The sequence below is a fragment of the Pararhodobacter sp. CCB-MM2 genome (assembly GCF_001691415.1).
Taxonomy (GTDB): Bacteria; Pseudomonadota; Alphaproteobacteria; order Rhodobacterales; family Rhodobacteraceae; genus Pararhodobacter.
The window spans coordinates 48,812-64,013 of the sequence record NZ_LRRR01000010.1 but is presented as its reverse complement, the minus strand read 5'-3'; the positions used below and the strand labels follow the sequence as shown (position 1 = coordinate 64,013).

Annotated in this window: 16 protein-coding genes; 2 read left to right on the top strand and 14 right to left on the bottom strand. The window is 66.3% G+C overall.

Features of this window, described 5'->3' with window-relative positions:
* Positions 1 to 54: 54 nt before the first annotated feature.
* The 13 genes from BCY78_RS12170 to frr form a co-directional block, all read right to left on the bottom strand.
* Positions 55 to 408, bottom strand: a complete 354-nt coding sequence (locus BCY78_RS12170; RefSeq protein WP_068302061.1) for a hypothetical protein — start codon at positions 406 to 408, stop codon at positions 55 to 57.
* 54 nt (positions 409 to 462) lie between these two features.
* Positions 463 to 1,614, bottom strand: a complete 1,152-nt coding sequence (gene lpxB / locus BCY78_RS12165) for a lipid-A-disaccharide synthase (protein ID WP_068302059.1) — start codon at positions 1,612 to 1,614, stop codon at positions 463 to 465.
* Positions 1,611 to 2,417: an LpxI family protein gene (locus BCY78_RS12160; RefSeq protein WP_068302213.1), complete on the bottom strand. Its 807-nt coding sequence runs from the start codon at positions 2,415 to 2,417 to the stop codon at positions 1,611 to 1,613. Before BCY78_RS12160 ends, lpxB begins: the two co-directional genes overlap by 4 nt.
* On the bottom strand, positions 2,417 to 3,214 hold the full coding sequence (lpxA, locus tag BCY78_RS12155) for an acyl-ACP--UDP-N-acetylglucosamine O-acyltransferase (RefSeq protein WP_068302057.1): 798 nt from the start codon (positions 3,212 to 3,214) through the stop codon (positions 2,417 to 2,419). Before lpxA ends, BCY78_RS12160 begins: the two co-directional genes overlap by 1 nt.
* Before the next feature lie 4 nt (positions 3,215 to 3,218).
* A complete protein-coding gene (gene fabZ / locus BCY78_RS12150; RefSeq protein WP_068302054.1) occupies positions 3,219 to 3,704 on the bottom strand; it encodes a 3-hydroxyacyl-ACP dehydratase FabZ in 486 nt (161 codons plus the stop codon).
* A gap of 121 nt (positions 3,705 to 3,825) precedes the next feature.
* Positions 3,826 to 4,479 carry an OmpH family outer membrane protein gene (locus BCY78_RS12145; RefSeq protein ID WP_068302053.1) on the bottom strand — a complete coding sequence of 218 codons (654 nt, stop codon included), beginning with the start codon at positions 4,477 to 4,479 and terminating at the stop codon, positions 3,826 to 3,828.
* The gene (gene bamA / locus BCY78_RS12140) at positions 4,479 to 6,806 is read right to left on the bottom strand and encodes an outer membrane protein assembly factor BamA (RefSeq protein WP_083194988.1); all 2,328 of its coding nucleotides are present in this window, start codon (positions 6,804 to 6,806) and stop codon (positions 4,479 to 4,481) included. Before bamA ends, BCY78_RS12145 begins: the two co-directional genes overlap by 1 nt.
* A 358-nt stretch (positions 6,807 to 7,164) precedes the next feature.
* The gene (locus BCY78_RS25590) at positions 7,165 to 7,332 is read right to left on the bottom strand and encodes a hypothetical protein (RefSeq protein ID WP_158515929.1); all 168 of its coding nucleotides are present in this window, start codon (positions 7,330 to 7,332) and stop codon (positions 7,165 to 7,167) included.
* Between the two features lie 114 nt (positions 7,333 to 7,446).
* Positions 7,447 to 8,772 (bottom strand): RIP metalloprotease RseP, encoded by a 1,326-nt coding sequence (gene rseP / locus BCY78_RS12135; RefSeq protein WP_068302047.1) that lies wholly within the window; start codon positions 8,770 to 8,772, stop codon positions 7,447 to 7,449.
* A gap of 23 nt (positions 8,773 to 8,795) precedes the next feature.
* Positions 8,796 to 9,974 (bottom strand): 1-deoxy-D-xylulose-5-phosphate reductoisomerase, encoded by a 1,179-nt coding sequence (gene dxr / locus BCY78_RS12130; RefSeq protein WP_068302044.1) that lies wholly within the window; start codon positions 9,972 to 9,974, stop codon positions 8,796 to 8,798.
* Positions 9,974 to 10,762 carry a phosphatidate cytidylyltransferase gene (locus BCY78_RS12125; protein WP_068302041.1) on the bottom strand — a complete coding sequence of 263 codons (789 nt, stop codon included), beginning with the start codon at positions 10,760 to 10,762 and terminating at the stop codon, positions 9,974 to 9,976. Before BCY78_RS12125 ends, dxr begins: the two co-directional genes overlap by 1 nt.
* A 10-nt stretch (positions 10,763 to 10,772) precedes the next feature.
* Positions 10,773 to 11,489, bottom strand: coding sequence for a polyprenyl diphosphate synthase (gene uppS, locus BCY78_RS12120; protein ID WP_068302040.1), 717 nt, complete (start codon positions 11,487 to 11,489; stop codon positions 10,773 to 10,775).
* Between the two features lie 49 nt (positions 11,490 to 11,538).
* Positions 11,539 to 12,102 (bottom strand): ribosome recycling factor, encoded by a 564-nt coding sequence (frr, locus tag BCY78_RS12115; protein WP_068302037.1) that lies wholly within the window; start codon positions 12,100 to 12,102, stop codon positions 11,539 to 11,541.
* A 252-nt stretch (positions 12,103 to 12,354) separates the two neighbouring features.
* On the opposite strand from frr, the gene BCY78_RS12110 reads away from it, so the two are divergent.
* Positions 12,355 to 13,353, top strand: coding sequence for a hypothetical protein (locus BCY78_RS12110; RefSeq protein WP_068302032.1), 999 nt, complete (start codon positions 12,355 to 12,357; stop codon positions 13,351 to 13,353).
* Positions 13,354 to 13,428: 75 nt separating this feature from the next.
* Here BCY78_RS12110 and pyrH read toward each other — a convergent pair whose 3' ends face one another.
* Entirely contained in the window at positions 13,429 to 14,154 is a 726-nt protein-coding gene (gene pyrH / locus BCY78_RS12105) for a UMP kinase (RefSeq protein ID WP_068302029.1), read from the bottom strand.
* Between the two features lie 124 nt (positions 14,155 to 14,278).
* On the opposite strand from pyrH, the gene miaA reads away from it, so the two are divergent.
* Positions 14,279 to 15,187 carry a tRNA (adenosine(37)-N6)-dimethylallyltransferase MiaA gene (gene miaA / locus BCY78_RS12100; protein ID WP_068302026.1) on the top strand — a complete coding sequence of 303 codons (909 nt, stop codon included), beginning with the start codon at positions 14,279 to 14,281 and terminating at the stop codon, positions 15,185 to 15,187.
* The last annotated feature ends 15 nt before the right edge of the window (positions 15,188 to 15,202 follow it).

The window sequence follows — 15,202 nt, the reverse complement described above, 5'->3', positions numbered from 1 at the left end:
AAGGTTAACCCGCGCCGCCGGGTTAACCTTACCCCGCTCCTTAAGGACGCGCGGTCAGCGTCGCGGGGCGGAAATCTCGTCAAGGATCCGGGCCGCCAGCAAGGCCGCCCCACCCAGCATCAGAGAGCGGCCGATTGAATCCGTGACATTGCCCGGCGCGAAGACCGAGACGCCATCGCGTCCGGCGCGGGCCGCCTTGCGGATCACCCCGGCGCCGGGCCCCGTGCCCGCCTGACGTGGATCCGGCACATGACCGATGCGCGGTTTCGTCGCCACCAGCAGCGCACCGATGGCCAACATGCCGCCGGCATAACCCACCGGGGCCAGACGGTCGGCAGGTGAAGCGGGGATCACGTCGGCATCGATGCTCTCGGCCAATTCTCGGCTGCGGGATTTGAAAAACGGCATGGACACCTCCTTTGCAGGACCAACCCACGAAGGCGCCGTTCCGTTCCCCTCTCGTCAGCCGATCGCGGCCAGAACCGAGCGTGCGGCGCGCAAACCCGGAGCCTCGCCGCCGCGACCCAGCCGCTGCATGCTCAATTCCATCGCGGCCAGCTGCGCCTTGCGGGCCGGACCGCCGGCCAGAAGGCTCGTCACGGCCTCGGCCACCGGCGCGGGTTGGCAATCCTCGCCCAGAAACTCCGGCACGGCGCGGGTGTCGCTGACGAGGTTCACCAGCGTCAGCGTATCTACCCGCAGCAGGCGCGAGATAATCATCTCGCTCAGCTTGTTCAGGCGATAGGCGATGACCATCGGCGTGCCTGCCGCGGCCAGCTCCAGCGACACCGTGCCCGAGGCCGCCAGCGCCGCATCCGCCGCCCGGAACGCCGCGCGCTTGATGTCGGGCGGGGTCGAGGCCGCGTCCAGCACCACCGGCGCGCCGGGCCAATCGGCCACCAGCGCGCGCACCTGTTCGGCCCGGGCCGAGACCGTCGGTACGACCACGCGCAAACCGGGGATCGCCACCTGCTTCAACGCCGCGCCAAAGATCGGTCCCAGACGCTCCACCTCGCCGCGGCGCGAACCCGGCAGGACCAACAGCAGGGGCGCGTCCGGCGCGATGCCCTGCGCGGCACGGAAGGCGGAGGCTTCGTCCTCGCTCGCGACGGGCTGCGTCGTCACCGGATGGCCGACGAAATCGCAGGTCATGCCGGCATCGGTCATATAGCGCGGCTCGAACGGCAGCAGGGCCAGCACATGATCCACATGCTTCGCCATCTTCTGCGCGCGGCCCGGTCGCCAGGCCCAGACCGAGGGCGCGACGTAATGCACGGTCTTCAACGCCGGGTTCGCGGTCTTGGCGATGGCCAGCACCCGCAGGCAGAAATCCGGGCTGTCGATGGTGACGACCGCATCCGGGGCCTCGGCGGCGATGGCGGCGGCTGTCTCGCGGATACGGCGCTTCAAGTGGAAATACTTCGGCAGGATCTCGGCCAGGCCCATGACCGAAAGCTCTTCCATCGGGAACAGGCTGCCCATGCCCTGCGCCTGCATCAGCGGGCCGCCGATTCCGGTGAACTGGACGCCCGGCGCAAGCGCCTTCAGCCCCTCCATCAACGCGGCGCCCAAGGCATCGCCCGAGGGCTCGCCCGCGATGAGGAACAGCTTCACGACGACGCCCAGACCGCGATGCCGGCCGCATCGGCGGCGGCGATCAGCGCGGGGCGGTCGAAGAGGACGACCTTGCCGGCCTCCAGCGCGATGCCGGTTAGGCCCGCGGCCTGCGCGGCGGTCACGGTGTCGGGACCGATGGTCGGTAGGTCGACGCGCAGATCCTGCCCGGCCTTGGCGCGCTTGGTGAAGACGCCGCCCTTTTGCGGCTCGCGCTCGGGTCGGTGACGAGCGACGTCGCCCAGCATCGCGTCGGTGCCATAGATCGACTCGACCGCCAGACAGAGGCCCGAGGCCACGACGCAGCCCTGCGCCACATCGACCGCGTCCAGCGCCTGCAGGATCGCCCTGCCCCGCGCGGCATCGGCTTCCTCGGCCGGGGTCGGCGCGCGGGCGCCCAGCACGCCCTCGCCCGCCAGAAGGTCCGGCGCCAGTTCGGTCAGGCCTGCAACTGTCATATCATAGCTCTCGATCAACTCGATGAACCAGCGCAGCGCGCCATCGTCGCCGCCCTGCAGGGCCGCCATCAGCGCCGGCACCAGCGCGGCGGTTTCCCGGTCGAACAAAGCCGGGTCCAGTTTCGGGCGGGCAATCGCGCCGACGAGGCCCACGCGCTGCACCCCCTGACCGGAGAGCGAGCGCAGGAAGGGCGCAAGGCGTTCGAAATGGAAGGTGAGGTCGGTTTCCAGCCCCTCAGGCGCAAGGCCCGAGAGCGCGCAGATCACCGGGTTCTCCAGCCGTGCGGCCACCGCTGCCGGCAGGCCGCCGGCACCGGCGATGAGGGCGGTCGTGCGATCCGTCATCATTTCGGGGTCAGGAACGACCGGTCCGAGGCCGCGAGGATGAAATCGGTGATCTCGCGGACATGGGCGCTGTCAGTTTCCTCGGACAGACGACGCGCGCGGTCCATGAAAGTCCCCTCGCCCTGCGCCAGCATCTGATAGGCCGCCCGCAACGCGGTGATCTCGGAGCGTTCGACACCCCGGCGCTTCAGACCGACGAGGTTCAGGCCTTCCAGCTCGCCGCGCGGGGCCTGTACCAGACCATAGGGCACGACGTCGTTCGCCACCATCGTGACCGCGCCGATGATCGCGCCCTTGCCGATGCGCACCCATTGATGCACGCCCGAGAGGCCGCCAACGATCACGTCGTCGCCGATATGGCAATGGCCGGCGATGGCCACTTGGTTCACCAGAATGACCCGGTCACCAATCTGGCTGTCATGGCCGACATGGGCGCCCGTCATCAGCAGGCAATCGTCACCCACACGGGTCACGCCGCCGCCGCCTTCGGTGCCGGTGTTCAGCGTCGCGCCCTCGCGGATGCGGTTGCGCTTGCCGACGATCAGCCGGGTACGCTCGCCCTTGAACTTCAGGTCCTGCGGCACCTCGCCGACCGAGGCGAAGGGATAGATCACGGTTTCATCGCCGATATCGGTCCAGCCGGTCAGCACGGCATGCGACTTGACCACGACGCCGCGACCGAGGGTCACTTCCGGGCCGATCACCGCAAACGGGCCGATCTGGCAATCCGGACCGATCACCGCGCCTTCCTCGACCACGGCCGAGGGATGGACCTTTGCCGAGGGATCCACGCTCATGGCCTCAACCCTTCTTCGTCAGGTCGATCATCGCCATGAACTCGGCCTCGGCCGCCATCTCGCCGTTGACGGTGGCCGTGCCCTGGAATTTCCAGATCTTCGACGAGCCACGGAGCACATCGACCTTCAGCTCCAGCACGTCACCAGGGACGACCTTGCGGCGGAACTTGGCCTTGTCGATCGACATGAAATAGACCAGCGGCTCCTTGTCCACGAGGTCCAACGTCAGGCCCACCAGCACCGCCGAGGTCTGCGCCAGCGCCTCGATGATGGTGACGCCCGGCATGATCGGGGCGCCGGGGAAATGGCCCTGGAAATGCGGCTCGTTGAAGGTGACGTTCTTCACGCCGATGGCGCTTTCGCCGACTTTGATGTCCTTGACCTTGTCGATCAGCAGGAAGGGATAGCGATGCGGGATGATGCGCATGATCAGCGAGAGATCGGCGTCGGTGGTGGCCGACCAGTCGCGGGCGTCAACTTTGTCTTGCATCTTCTCTCTCCGCAGAAAATCGGGTCTTGTCAGGGGGCACAGGGCTTACGCCCCGGCCTGCCAGCACTAGCAAGGATGCCCTGCCCCGACAAGGGAGTCCCCCGGACAGCCCCTTTGCCGATCAGGGCGTGCTCTGCGGCGCGGGTGCCTGATCGGGGGCCGTTTCGGTCAGGGGAGGGAACGGCGCGGGCTCGCCAGTGTCAACGCCTGCAGCATCGAGGCGCGCGATCGCCTCGCTTGTCAGGTCAAGGGCATCCGAGCCCAAGATCACCGTTTCAGGCCGCAGCAGGGCCAAAACGCCCTCATCGTTCATCATGTCCACGAGGATAGGCAGCGCGGCATCGTAGAAGCGTTGCGCTTCGCCTTCGGACCAGCGCGCCAATTGCTGGCTGATCTGGGCGCGTTCGGTGCGGATCTCCTCGACCCGCGCATCGAAGGCATCGGCGCGCGCGCGGAACTCCTCGGTGCTGAGGCTGGCGCGCGCTTCAGTCAAGGCGCGCTCCTCGGCGGCAAGTTGATCGAAGAGTGTCTGGTTCTCAGCCTCGAGCCGCGCCTCGGCGGCGCGAATACCGGCGAGGATCTGTTGGCCCAATTGCGAGCCCCGCAGGAGCCGATCCTGATCGAGAATGCGGTAGGGCAGCCCGGACAGGTTGCGCGGCGTGGCCGTGAGCAGCTGCGGCGCAGCCTCGGACGTGGCGCTGTCCGTCTGTGCGAACAGCGAAACGGGGGCGCTGATCAGCGCCCCCGCCAAGAGAATGGCCGCAAGCCGGGCCATCAGAACCGGGTGGCCAGCGACAGGTCGAAGCTGCGGAACTGGTCGTAATCCTCGCTGCTGACCGGGGTCGCGAAGTTGAAGCGCAGCGGCCCCATCGGCGAGTCCCAGAACAGCGAGAAACCGGCCGAGGCGCGCAGGGCGTTGTCGTCGATCACGCAGTTGGTGGTGACACCGCCGCCACACAGAGTGCCGGGGCTGTCGACCCCCCAGACCGAACCGACGTCAAGGAACAGACCGCCGTGGATGTTGTATTCCTGCGGCAGACCGATCGGGAACTCTGCTTCAAGACGGGCGACGGCGAAGAAGTTACCGCCAAGACCATTACGCGTGCCGTTGGCAGAGTAGCCCACCGGGCCAATGCCGTAGCTGCGGAACCCGCGGAACTGCGACGACGTGAGAACGAAGCGCTCGTTGATCGTGCTCGGCGTGTCCGAGCTATGGGTCACGGCACCGGCTTCGAACTCGGCCCGCAGGGTCACGTCGCCGTTCATCACGCGCTGTTCGTACCCGGTCATCAGGGTCGAGCGCAGCCAACGGCGGTCGCCGCCAAGGCCCGCAACGTCTTGACCGAAGCGGAATACGAAACCGCGATCTGGGTCGATGTCGTTGCCGCGCGTGTCAAACGTGTAGGTATACCCCACAGTGGAGGTGTCATAGACACCGCGGTCCTGGCGCAGACGGGGCGACACATATTGCATTGCATTGGCGCCAGGCGTGAGGCCGACACGCTGCAAACCGAACCGGACGCCAAGACGGCCATACTCGCTGACCGGGAACGTCAAGGACGGCGAGAACTGAACCGTTTCAGACGCGAAGCGCGCGGTATCAGATTCCGTGGTCGAGCTGAGACCGACGTTCAGCCCGAATGCCAAGTCGCGACCCAGCAAGGCTGGCTCGGTGAAGCTCATCGACAGGCTGCGAGCGCTCGACACCGTCGAGAACGACAGGTTCAAACGCTGACCACGACCAAGGAAGTTCGTCTCGTTATACGAGATGTTGCCGCCGATGCCGTCGTCCGCGCCGTAGCTCAGACCGAAGCCGAGCGAGCCGGTCGAGGTCTCATCGACCTGAACATCGACAACCGCCTGATCACCCGAGGAACCCTGAACCGGGTTCACCTGCACGTCCGAGAAATACCCCAGCGCGCGGATGCGCGACGCGGCTTCCCGCAGCTCGCGCGGGTTCAGCGGATCGCCCTCGGCCACGTCGAACTGGCGACGGATCACCTGGTCCTGCGTGGTGGCGTTGCCCTGAATGTCGATACGCTCGATGAACACACGTTCGCCGCGGATCAGCGCCAGCTCGACGTCGATGGTGCCGTCACGCTCGTTGCGAACAAGGCGCGGGTCGGCGCGCACGAAGCGGCGACCGGATTCGTAGCCAACCTGCTCGGCCTGCTGGATAAGGCTCTCCAGCACCGACGGCGTGAACAGCGCACCGGTGCGATCGGTCAGGCCGGCTTGGTAGGCGGCCGGATCGACACCCGCAATTTCGGACACGACGGTCACGCGGCCGACGCGGTACTGCTGACCCTCACGGATGGTGAAGGTCACGAAAGCCCCATCGCGCTCACGCGAGAGTTCGGTCGTGCCCGACAGCACCTGAGCGTCGATGAAGCCGCGCGACAGGTAGAAGTCTTCCAGCGTCTGGCGGTCACGCGCGACGCGCTCTTCGTTGTAGTTATCAACCCGGAACAGGGTCGACAGACGACCGGCCTGCGCCGAGTCGATGGCATTGCGCAGACGGCGCTCGCTGAAAGCGCGGTTGCCGACGAACGAGATACGCTCGATCTCGACGACAGCGCCTTCGGTGACTTCGAACACCAGATCCACACGGCCTCCGCGACGCTCGATGATGCGCGGGGTCACACGGGCCGACAGTCGACCAGCTTGGGCATAGGCCTCGGCGATGGAGTTGGCATCGGCCTCGGCAACCGAGGGCGAATAGACGCCGCCCGAACGCGAGGTGATGACGGCCGTCAGGCGCTCGTCGTCGAGACGGCGGTTGCCCTCGATCGCGACCTGATTGATCAGCGGATATTCCTGAACGTTGATGACCAGCGTGCCGCCCTGCGGAACGAAGTCCACCTCACGGAAGAAGCCGGTGCCAGCCACACGCTGGTAGGCGGCGTTCAGTTCCGAGGCGCTGACGCTGCGGCCGCGCATGATCCGGGCGAAGGCCACGATCTGATCGTCATCGATCAGCTGGTTGCCGTTCACGGTGATCGTGTTGAACTGGAACGTCTGGGCCTGCGCATTGGTCGCGGCCCCGATCGAAATGACAGAAGTGAAAAGAAGAACTGCTGCAAGCCCCCGCAGAGGTTTCATAACCCCCCCGAGATCGCGCGCATGAATTTCCACGTGTGAGACGCGCATCCCAAAGCCCCGTGTTTACCGCCGTTTGTTTTGCTCTTGCTAGCGAGACGGGGATTGAATGTCAAAGAGTTGCGGCACCCGATGATGCTTTTCGCGACATGTGGGGATTCAATGCACCGATCAACGGCAGGGGCGACCGCGACGCCGCACCGTCGACAAGGGCATTTCCGCACCGCAGCAACGCCGTTTTCTCAATGTCAGTTGATCGGTAGCGCGCCCCCTGCCCTTCGCATCGCGCAGATAGGTGTTTCGACAACGGAAACAGGAGCGTGACGTGAAAGATTGCGCAGATGGGCTCCGAAGACGGCGATCAGTAGCCGATCACTTCGATCGGCGGCAGCGAATTCAGCAGCAACAGCTGCACCAACTCGCCTGCCAGAATCAGCCCGCCGGCGACGGCCAGCGTGAACCACAGCCGGTCAGAGCCCAGAACATAGAGGCTGCGCAAGGAACGGGCGGCGGGCAGGACGATATGCATCTTCGGCTCCACAGGGTCGTGTCCCCCCTGTATCGCCGCCAAAAATGGCACAAATGGGGCTCCCGACCGGGGGCCCCATCTCTTCCCTAATAGCCGTTAATGGTTAATCCGCCCTTAACAGAACAGGTCATTCCCGAGCGCGAACAGCATCATGGCTGCCAGCAACACGAGGCCCGTGGTCATCAGCGCGCCCATGACACGGTCGCTGGGCGGACGGCCCCGGATCGCCTCGTAGGCGTGGAAGACCAGATGCCCGCCGTCGAGGACCGGGATCGGGAAGAGGTTCAGCAGCCCCACCGCCGTAGACAGCACGGCAATGAACCAGATGAAGCTGGCCAGACCGTCCGACGCCATCTCGCCCGAGGTGGTGGCGATGCCGACGGGGCCCGACAGGTTGCAGGTGCTGATCGCCCCCGTGACCATGTGCCACAGACCGGAAATCGAGTTGCTGACGATACCGCCGATCTGCGCCACGGCCATCGGCACGGCTTCGCCCAGCCCGACCGCGCGGGTCGGATGGTCGAAGAACGTGCCCGATTGCAGGCCGATCAGCCAACGCGTCTCGAACCCGCCATCGGGCAGCGGAAGATCGGTGCGGCGCGGGGTCAGCTGGACCTCCAGCGTCTCGCCATCGCGCCACAGGGCCAGATCGACCGGCGCCCCCTCGGCGGCACCAACCATCGGCGGCAGTTCGGCAAAGGACCAGACCGGCGTGTCGCCAACGGCGGTCACCACGTCACCCACTTGCAGGCCGGCATCGCGCGCGGCCGAGTTCAGCGCAATCCCGGCCGCCCGTGCGGGCAAGGGATGCGGGCCGATCACGTCCAGCATCGCGCCGTCGCGCTCGACGGTATAGGTGACTTCGCCGGCCGGCTCCAATTCCGAGGCGACCGTGTAATAGTCCGACAGCTCCGGCACCGGTTGGCCATCGACCGCAGTGATCAGATCGCCTTCCTGAAGCTCGACAACGCCGGGCATCGGGTACAGGGCGCCCACGCGCGGGGTGTCGGCAGGCAGGCCCTGAAAGGCCAGGAAACCTGCGAAGACGATAATCGAGAAGATGAAATTGAACGCAGGCCCCGCGAAGATCGTCGCCGCCCGCGCCCAAAGTGGCGCGCCATGCATGGTCCGGCGGCGCTGCTTGGCGTCGAGATGCGACATCACCTCTTCATCCGCGCCCGCCGAGGCCGCATCGGCATCACCCAGAAACTTGACGTATCCGCCAAACGGAAGAAGCGCGATCTGCCATTGCGTGCCGCGCTTGTCGGTGCGCTTCAGCAGGACCGGGCCGAAGCCGAGGCTGAACACCTCGGCATGGATGCCCGAGAGGCGGCCGACGATGTAATGGCCGTATTCATGCACGGTCACGATGATCGACAGCGCCACGACGAAGGCGCCGAGCGTGAAGAACAGGTTGCCGAATTCGGGCAAGAACCCCATGGATCGTTCCTTTCCTCAGAACCTCAGACGCGCGCGGTGGCGCGCTCCGTGGCAGCCGTGCCGGCCAGCGCGCGGGCCTCGGCATCGACACACAGAACCTCATCGAGCGAGGCCGGGGTCTTGCCGATGGCATGACGCGCGGCATAGGCAGACAGCGTGGCCTCGACCACGGCAGCCATGTCCAGAAACCCGATGTTTCGGGCAATAAAGTGGTCGAGTGCGATTTCCTTCGCGGCATTGAACACCGCCCCGGCCGCCCCGCCCGTTTCCATCACCTGCCGCGCCAGACCCAGCGCCGGGTAGCGGGCCAGATCGGGCTCGGCGAAATCGAGCCGCCCGGCCTTGGCGAGGTTCAATCTCGCGACGGGCAGATCGCCCCGCTCGGGCCAGTTCAGCGCATAGCCGATCGGGTGGCGCATGTCGGGCGCACCGAGATGGCCCATGACGGCGCCATCGCGGAAGGCAACCAGCGCATGCACCAGCGATTGCGGGTGGATCAGCACCTCGACCTGCTCAGGCAGCAGGCCGAAGAACTCATGCGCTTCAATGACTTCCATCGCCTTGTTGAACATCGAGGCGCTATCGATGGTGATGCGCTGGCCCATGTCCCAGTTCGGGTGACGGCCGGCTTCCTCGGGCGTGGCAAGCGCCAGCTTCTCCAGCGGCCAGTCGCGCAGCCCCCCGCCCGAGGCGGTCAGGGTCACGGTCTCGACATGCTCGAGGCTCTCGCCGACCAGCGCCTGAAAGACGGCGGAATGCTCGCTGTCGACCGGCAGGATCGTCGCGCCATGCGTGCGGGCCTCGGCCAGCAGCAGCGGACCCGCCGTCACCAGCGATTCCTTGTTCGCCAGCGCCAGCGTCTTGCCTTGGCTCAATGCCGCGAAGCCGGGCGCGAGGCCGGCCGCACCGACGATCGCCGACATGACCCAATCCGCCTCGCGGTAGCCCGCTTCGACCACCGCGCCGGGGCCGCCTGCGACCTCGATCCCGGTGTTGGCGAGGGCCTCCTTCAGTGGGCGGTAGCATTCCTCGAACGCGGTGACGACCAGCTCCGGGCGATGCGCGCGGGCCTGTTCGGCCAGCAGCTCGACATTGCGCCCGCCGGTCAGCACCGCGACCTTCAGATCGTCACGCCGGGCCAGCAGGTCCAGCGTGCTCACCCCGACGGACCCGGTGGCCCCGAAGACAGAAACCCGCCGCATCAGCTCGCCAGCCCGCCGAAGGCACCCAGATAGGCGAGGATCAGCGCCAGCGCAGCGACTGCGATCATCGCGTCGAAGCGGTCCAGCACACCGCCGTGGCCGGGGATCAGGTTCGAGCTATCCTTGACGCCGGTGTAGCGTTTGATCGCGCTTTCGGCGATGTCGCCCATCTGCCCCGCGAAGGCGAGCACGGCCGACACCGGCACCAGAGCCCAGCTGAGCCCCATGGTCGCAGCAAAGATCGCGCCCACGATGCCGGCCAGAACCCAACCCGCGACAGTGCCGGACCAGGTCTTCTTGGGGCTGACCCGCGGCCAGAATTTCGGCCCGCCCAGCACGCGTCCGGCGAAATAGCCCGCGACGTCCGAGGCGATCACCACCAAGACCAGCCACAGCACGATCTCCAGCCCCGCGCCAAGGCGCAGCACGATCAGCGCATGCGCCGCCCAGAGGATCAGCGCGTAATAGAGGCCGAAGATCACCCGATCCTTGGGCATCCGCCACGCCATCACCGCCGCGCCCAGCGCCAAGCCCAGAAGCGAGATCCATCCGGCCTGCCAGAAGGTCATCGCGCCCACGAGGATCGCGGCACTGAGGCCCGTGGCCTCGGCCGGGCCCTGCGGTGCCTCGGGGACCAGCATCTTGTGCAATTCCCAGCCCATGAGGCCGGCGAGCAGCAGGGCCAGCGCCCCAAAGATCCAGCCGCCAGCCCAGATGGCGCCGAGGCCGACAACGGCCATCGCCACGCCGGACAGAACCCGCGCACGCAGGTCGGAGAAGTTGCTCATGGCTTGCGCCTCACGTCTTGACCCCGCCGAAGCGGCGATCGCGGTGCCCGAAGCGGCTGAGGATCTCGGCCAGGACCTCGGGGGTGAAATCAGGCCACAGGATCGGCGTAAATTCGTATTCAGAATAGGCCGCCTGCCACAGCAGGAAGTTCGACACCCGCGTCTCGCCGGAGGTGCGGATCACCAGATCCGGCGGCGGCAGATGCGCCGTGTCCAAAGCGCCGTCCAGCATGGATTCGTCGATGGCATCGGGATCGATCAACCCCTCCGCCGCCTGCTGCGCCAGCTTGCGCGCGGCACGCATCAGCTCATCCCGACCGCCATAATTGATGGCGACGGTCAGCGTCAGACGGGTGTTGTTCTCGGTGCGCTTCTCGATCCAGGCCATCAGCTCTTGCAGCTTGGGCTCCAGACGCTTGCGGTCGCCGATGAAGCACATGCGCACGTTTTCCTTCGACAAGGCCTCGGCCTCGCGTTGGATGTAGCGCGCAAAGAGCTTCATCAGCCCCAGCACTTCCTCGGTCGAGCGCTTCCAGTTCTCGGTCGAGAAGGCATAGACGGTGAGGTGGGTGATCCCCAGATCGGGCGCGGCGCGCACGATGGTCTTCACCCGTTCCGAGCCCTTCCGGTGCCCCACCAGACGCGGCCAACCCTTTTGGGTCGCCCAGCGCCCATTGCCATCCATGATGATGGCGACATGCCGTGGTGTGACGCTGGCGTCGGACATGGATACTCCGGTTCCGGATACAACAAGCAGATTCCCCGAAGGGAACCCGTCACACTTGCATGATCTCTTCTTGCTTGGTCTCGAGCGCCTTGTCGATCATGGCGATGTGCTTATCCGTCAGCTCCTGCACCTCGGATTCCCAAAGCTTCTGATCATCCTCGGACATGCCGTCGTTCTTGGCCTTCTTGATCTTGTCCATGCCGTCGCGGCGCACGTTGCGCACGGCGACGCGGGCGTGTTCGGCATAGGAGCCGGCGACCTTGGTCAGCTCGCGGCGGCGTTCCTCGTTCAGCTCGGGGATCGGCAGCATGATGATCGTGCCGTTGAGCTGCGGGTTGATGCCGAGGCCCGATTCACGGATCGCCTTCTCGACCTTGCCGACCATCGCCTTGTCCCAGACGTTGATCGTGACCATGCGCGGCTCGGGCACGTTGACGGTGCCCAGCTGGTTGATCGGGGTCATTTGGCCGTAAGCCTCGACCTGAACGGGCTCCAGCATCGAGCCCGAGGCCCGGCCGGTGCGCAGCGAAGCGAATTCCACCCGAAGCGACGCGATGGCGCCATCCATGCGGCGGCTGAGGTCGTCGATGTCAATCTCGATGTCGTCGGACATGGCGCGGCGGTCTCCGTCAGGCAAATCTCTCAAGACGCGGTTCTAGGCCGTCGTCGGCACCTTGTATAGCCGGGTGACAGGGGAATGATCCAGACATTCCGGCACAATGCTGCCCGCGGCGCGTGCCGCAACGCATGTCAGATCGCAAAGATAGCGCCTTCGTGAACATCAGCGCATCCGGGTTACCGCGAACGGTTGACGACACGACCGGATTTTGCGCTCTTCGCAGGCAAAGAAGTGTGGAGATTGACCATGGGTGTGGAAGACGGAGCGGTTGCCCGCTCACCGGAGGAACGGAAGGCTCTGCGCAAGGCAAGGCGTCAGGCCCGCAAGGCCGCGTCTTCCGAGGGCAATCCCGGGAAGCAAGCCGGCGCCCGTCGCAAGGCAAGGAGCGCCGCGCAAGCGGGCGACGCCGGTGTCGCGCCGGTGGAGAAAGGACGTGCGAAGGCGGCCGGCAAAGGTGGCAAGGCGCGCAAGGGTGCCGCCAGAGCCGCGCGCGCCCAAGCGCTCCCGCAGGGCAACGATGCGTTGCAGGACCGCAAGGTCTTTTGCCTCGGCTTCGACCAGGCTGGCAACGAGGCTCTGCGCAGCTTCCTCGCACAGCGCGGTCTGGCCGCGTCCGGCAACGGCCGATGGGCACAGGCGAGCCAATTCGCCGCCAAGCATCGATCCTTGTCCGCCAAGGCCTTTTGTGGCGGCGAGCAGGCGAATTTCGTCAATCTGGATGCGTGGTTCCCAGGCTCGCTTTTTGTGCTGCAAACCACGGACGAGCTGACATGGCTGCAGGGACGCATCCGTCATGTCTTGCGCCACGCGGCCGACAACTGGACCGGCCGAAAGCACGGTGGCGCACCGCGTCCGCCCTATGGCGGCGATGCCTTGATGCAGGCTTTCTTCCCGGCGCCGACCCTCTGCATCGACCGCTGGATTCTGGATCGCCGTCAGTATCACGCAGCCGTCCGCGAGTATTTCCTCAACCGCGACAATCTGGTGGATATCAACCTCGGCGCGGACTTGGGCTGGCAGGATACGCTGAGCGCCGCATTGGATGCCTTCGATCTGCTGGGCCCCGAGCCGAGCACGGAGCAGGCCCCCGAGGCCGACGTTCCTCCCGCGTTGACCTTCCAGACCTTCCCGCTGCTGCAGGATTACCTTGATCTCGCAGCAGAGCGGGTCGCTGCCATGGGCCCGGACACGCGCCCCTATTCGCACGCTGACTTCCTGCGAGCGCATGCCGCATCCGTCGCTTGAGCCAATCGACGCTCCGACAACGACAAAGGGCCGCCCCATGGGGCGGCCCTGTTCAGATGTCGTCTTCTAGGGCGCTCAGCCCGAGACGCGGGTATAGGTCCCCTCGCCCGCAAGGATCGAGCGGAACCCGCCCGCCGCATCCAGCGAGAAGACGATGATCGGCAGCTTGTTGTCACGGGCCAGCGCGATCGCCGTCGCGTCCATCACGCCGAGGTTCTTCTCCAGCGCCTCGTCGTAGCTGACGGTGTCGTAGCGCTTGGCATCGGCGAATTTGTTGGGGTCCTTGTCATAGACGCCGTCGACCTTGGTGCCCTTGAACACCGCCTCGCAGCCCATTTCCGAAGCCCGCAGCGTCGCTGCCGTGTCGGTGGTGAAATAGGGGTTGCCGGTGCCGGCAGCGAAGATGCAGACGCGCTTCTTCTCAAGGTGGCGCACGGCGCGGCGGCGGATATAGGGCTCGCAGACCTGATCCATCGGGATGGCCGAGATCACCCGCGTGAAGATCCCCAGCTCCTCCAGCGCCGATTGCATGGCCAGCGCGTTCATCACCGTGGCCAGCATGCCCATGTAATCGGCCGTCGTGCGCTCCATCCCCTGCGCCGAGCCGGCAAGACCGCGGAAAATATTGCCGCCGCCGATCACCATGCAGATCTCGGTGCCCATGTCGTGCACCGCCTTCACCTCCTGCGCGATACGCGCGACGGTCGGCGGGTTCAGGCCATACCCTTGGTCGCCCATCAGGGCCTCGCCGGAAATCTTCAGCATGACGCGGCTATAGGCGGAGGGGGTACGATCCATCATGGCAGGGCCTTTCCTTTGCGCGCACGGTCGGGCGCCCCGAGGGGGCAGCGGACAGGTGGCGATGGAGTGGTTTCAATCGCGCGCAAAATGTCGGAAAACCGGCCCGGGATCAACGCCTCAATCGATGACAATGCCCCACGACCCGTTCGACCGCCTTCCCCTGCCCGACCCGGCCCTGCCGGTGCTGATCGCCGGCCCCACCGCCAGCGGCAAATCCGCGCTGGCCCTGCGGATCGCGCAGGCGCAGGGCCGTTGCATCGTCAACGCCGATGCGCTGCAGGTGCACGCCCCCTGGCGCGTGCTGACCGCGCGCCCCGATCCCGTGGACGAAGCGCTCGCGCCCCATCACCTCTATGGCCATGTGCCGCTGGGGGCCGAGTATTCCGTCGGCCATTGGCTGCGCGAGGTGGCGCCCTTCCTGCCGCAGAACCCGGTGATTGTCGGCGGCACCGGCCTCTATTTCACCGCCCTGACCCAAGGGCTGGCCGAGATCCCCGCCACGCCGCCGCAGATTCGCGCCGAGGCGGACGCCCGCCTGCGCGATCAGGGCCTCGCCGCGCTGCTGACCGAACTGGACCCGCAAACGGCCTCGGGCCTCGATCAACGCAACCCCGCGCGGGTGCAACGCGCATGGGAGGTCTTGCGGGCCACCGGCCGCGGGCTGGCCGCGTGGCAGGCTGAAACTGGCGCGCCCCTTCTGCCGCCCGAGAGGGCGACACGGCTGGTCCTGCGCCCGGACATCGATTGGCTCAACGAGCGAATCGGTCAACGATTCGACCTGATGCTCGCCAATGGTGCGATCGCGGAAACCCAGGCCATCCTGCCCTATTGGCCCGCCGATGCCCGCCTCACCAGCGCGCCGCTGTGGACAAAGGCGATCGGCGCGCCGGAACTGGTCGGCTATCTGCTGGGCGAGACGGATCTGGAAAAAGCCCGCGATTCCGCGACCTTGGCAACAAGGCAATATGCAAAACGGCAGCGCAGCTGGTTCCGGAACCGGATGAAGGACTGGCAGCCGGTGGTTATCCCCTGACTGTCCCAAAGTTAT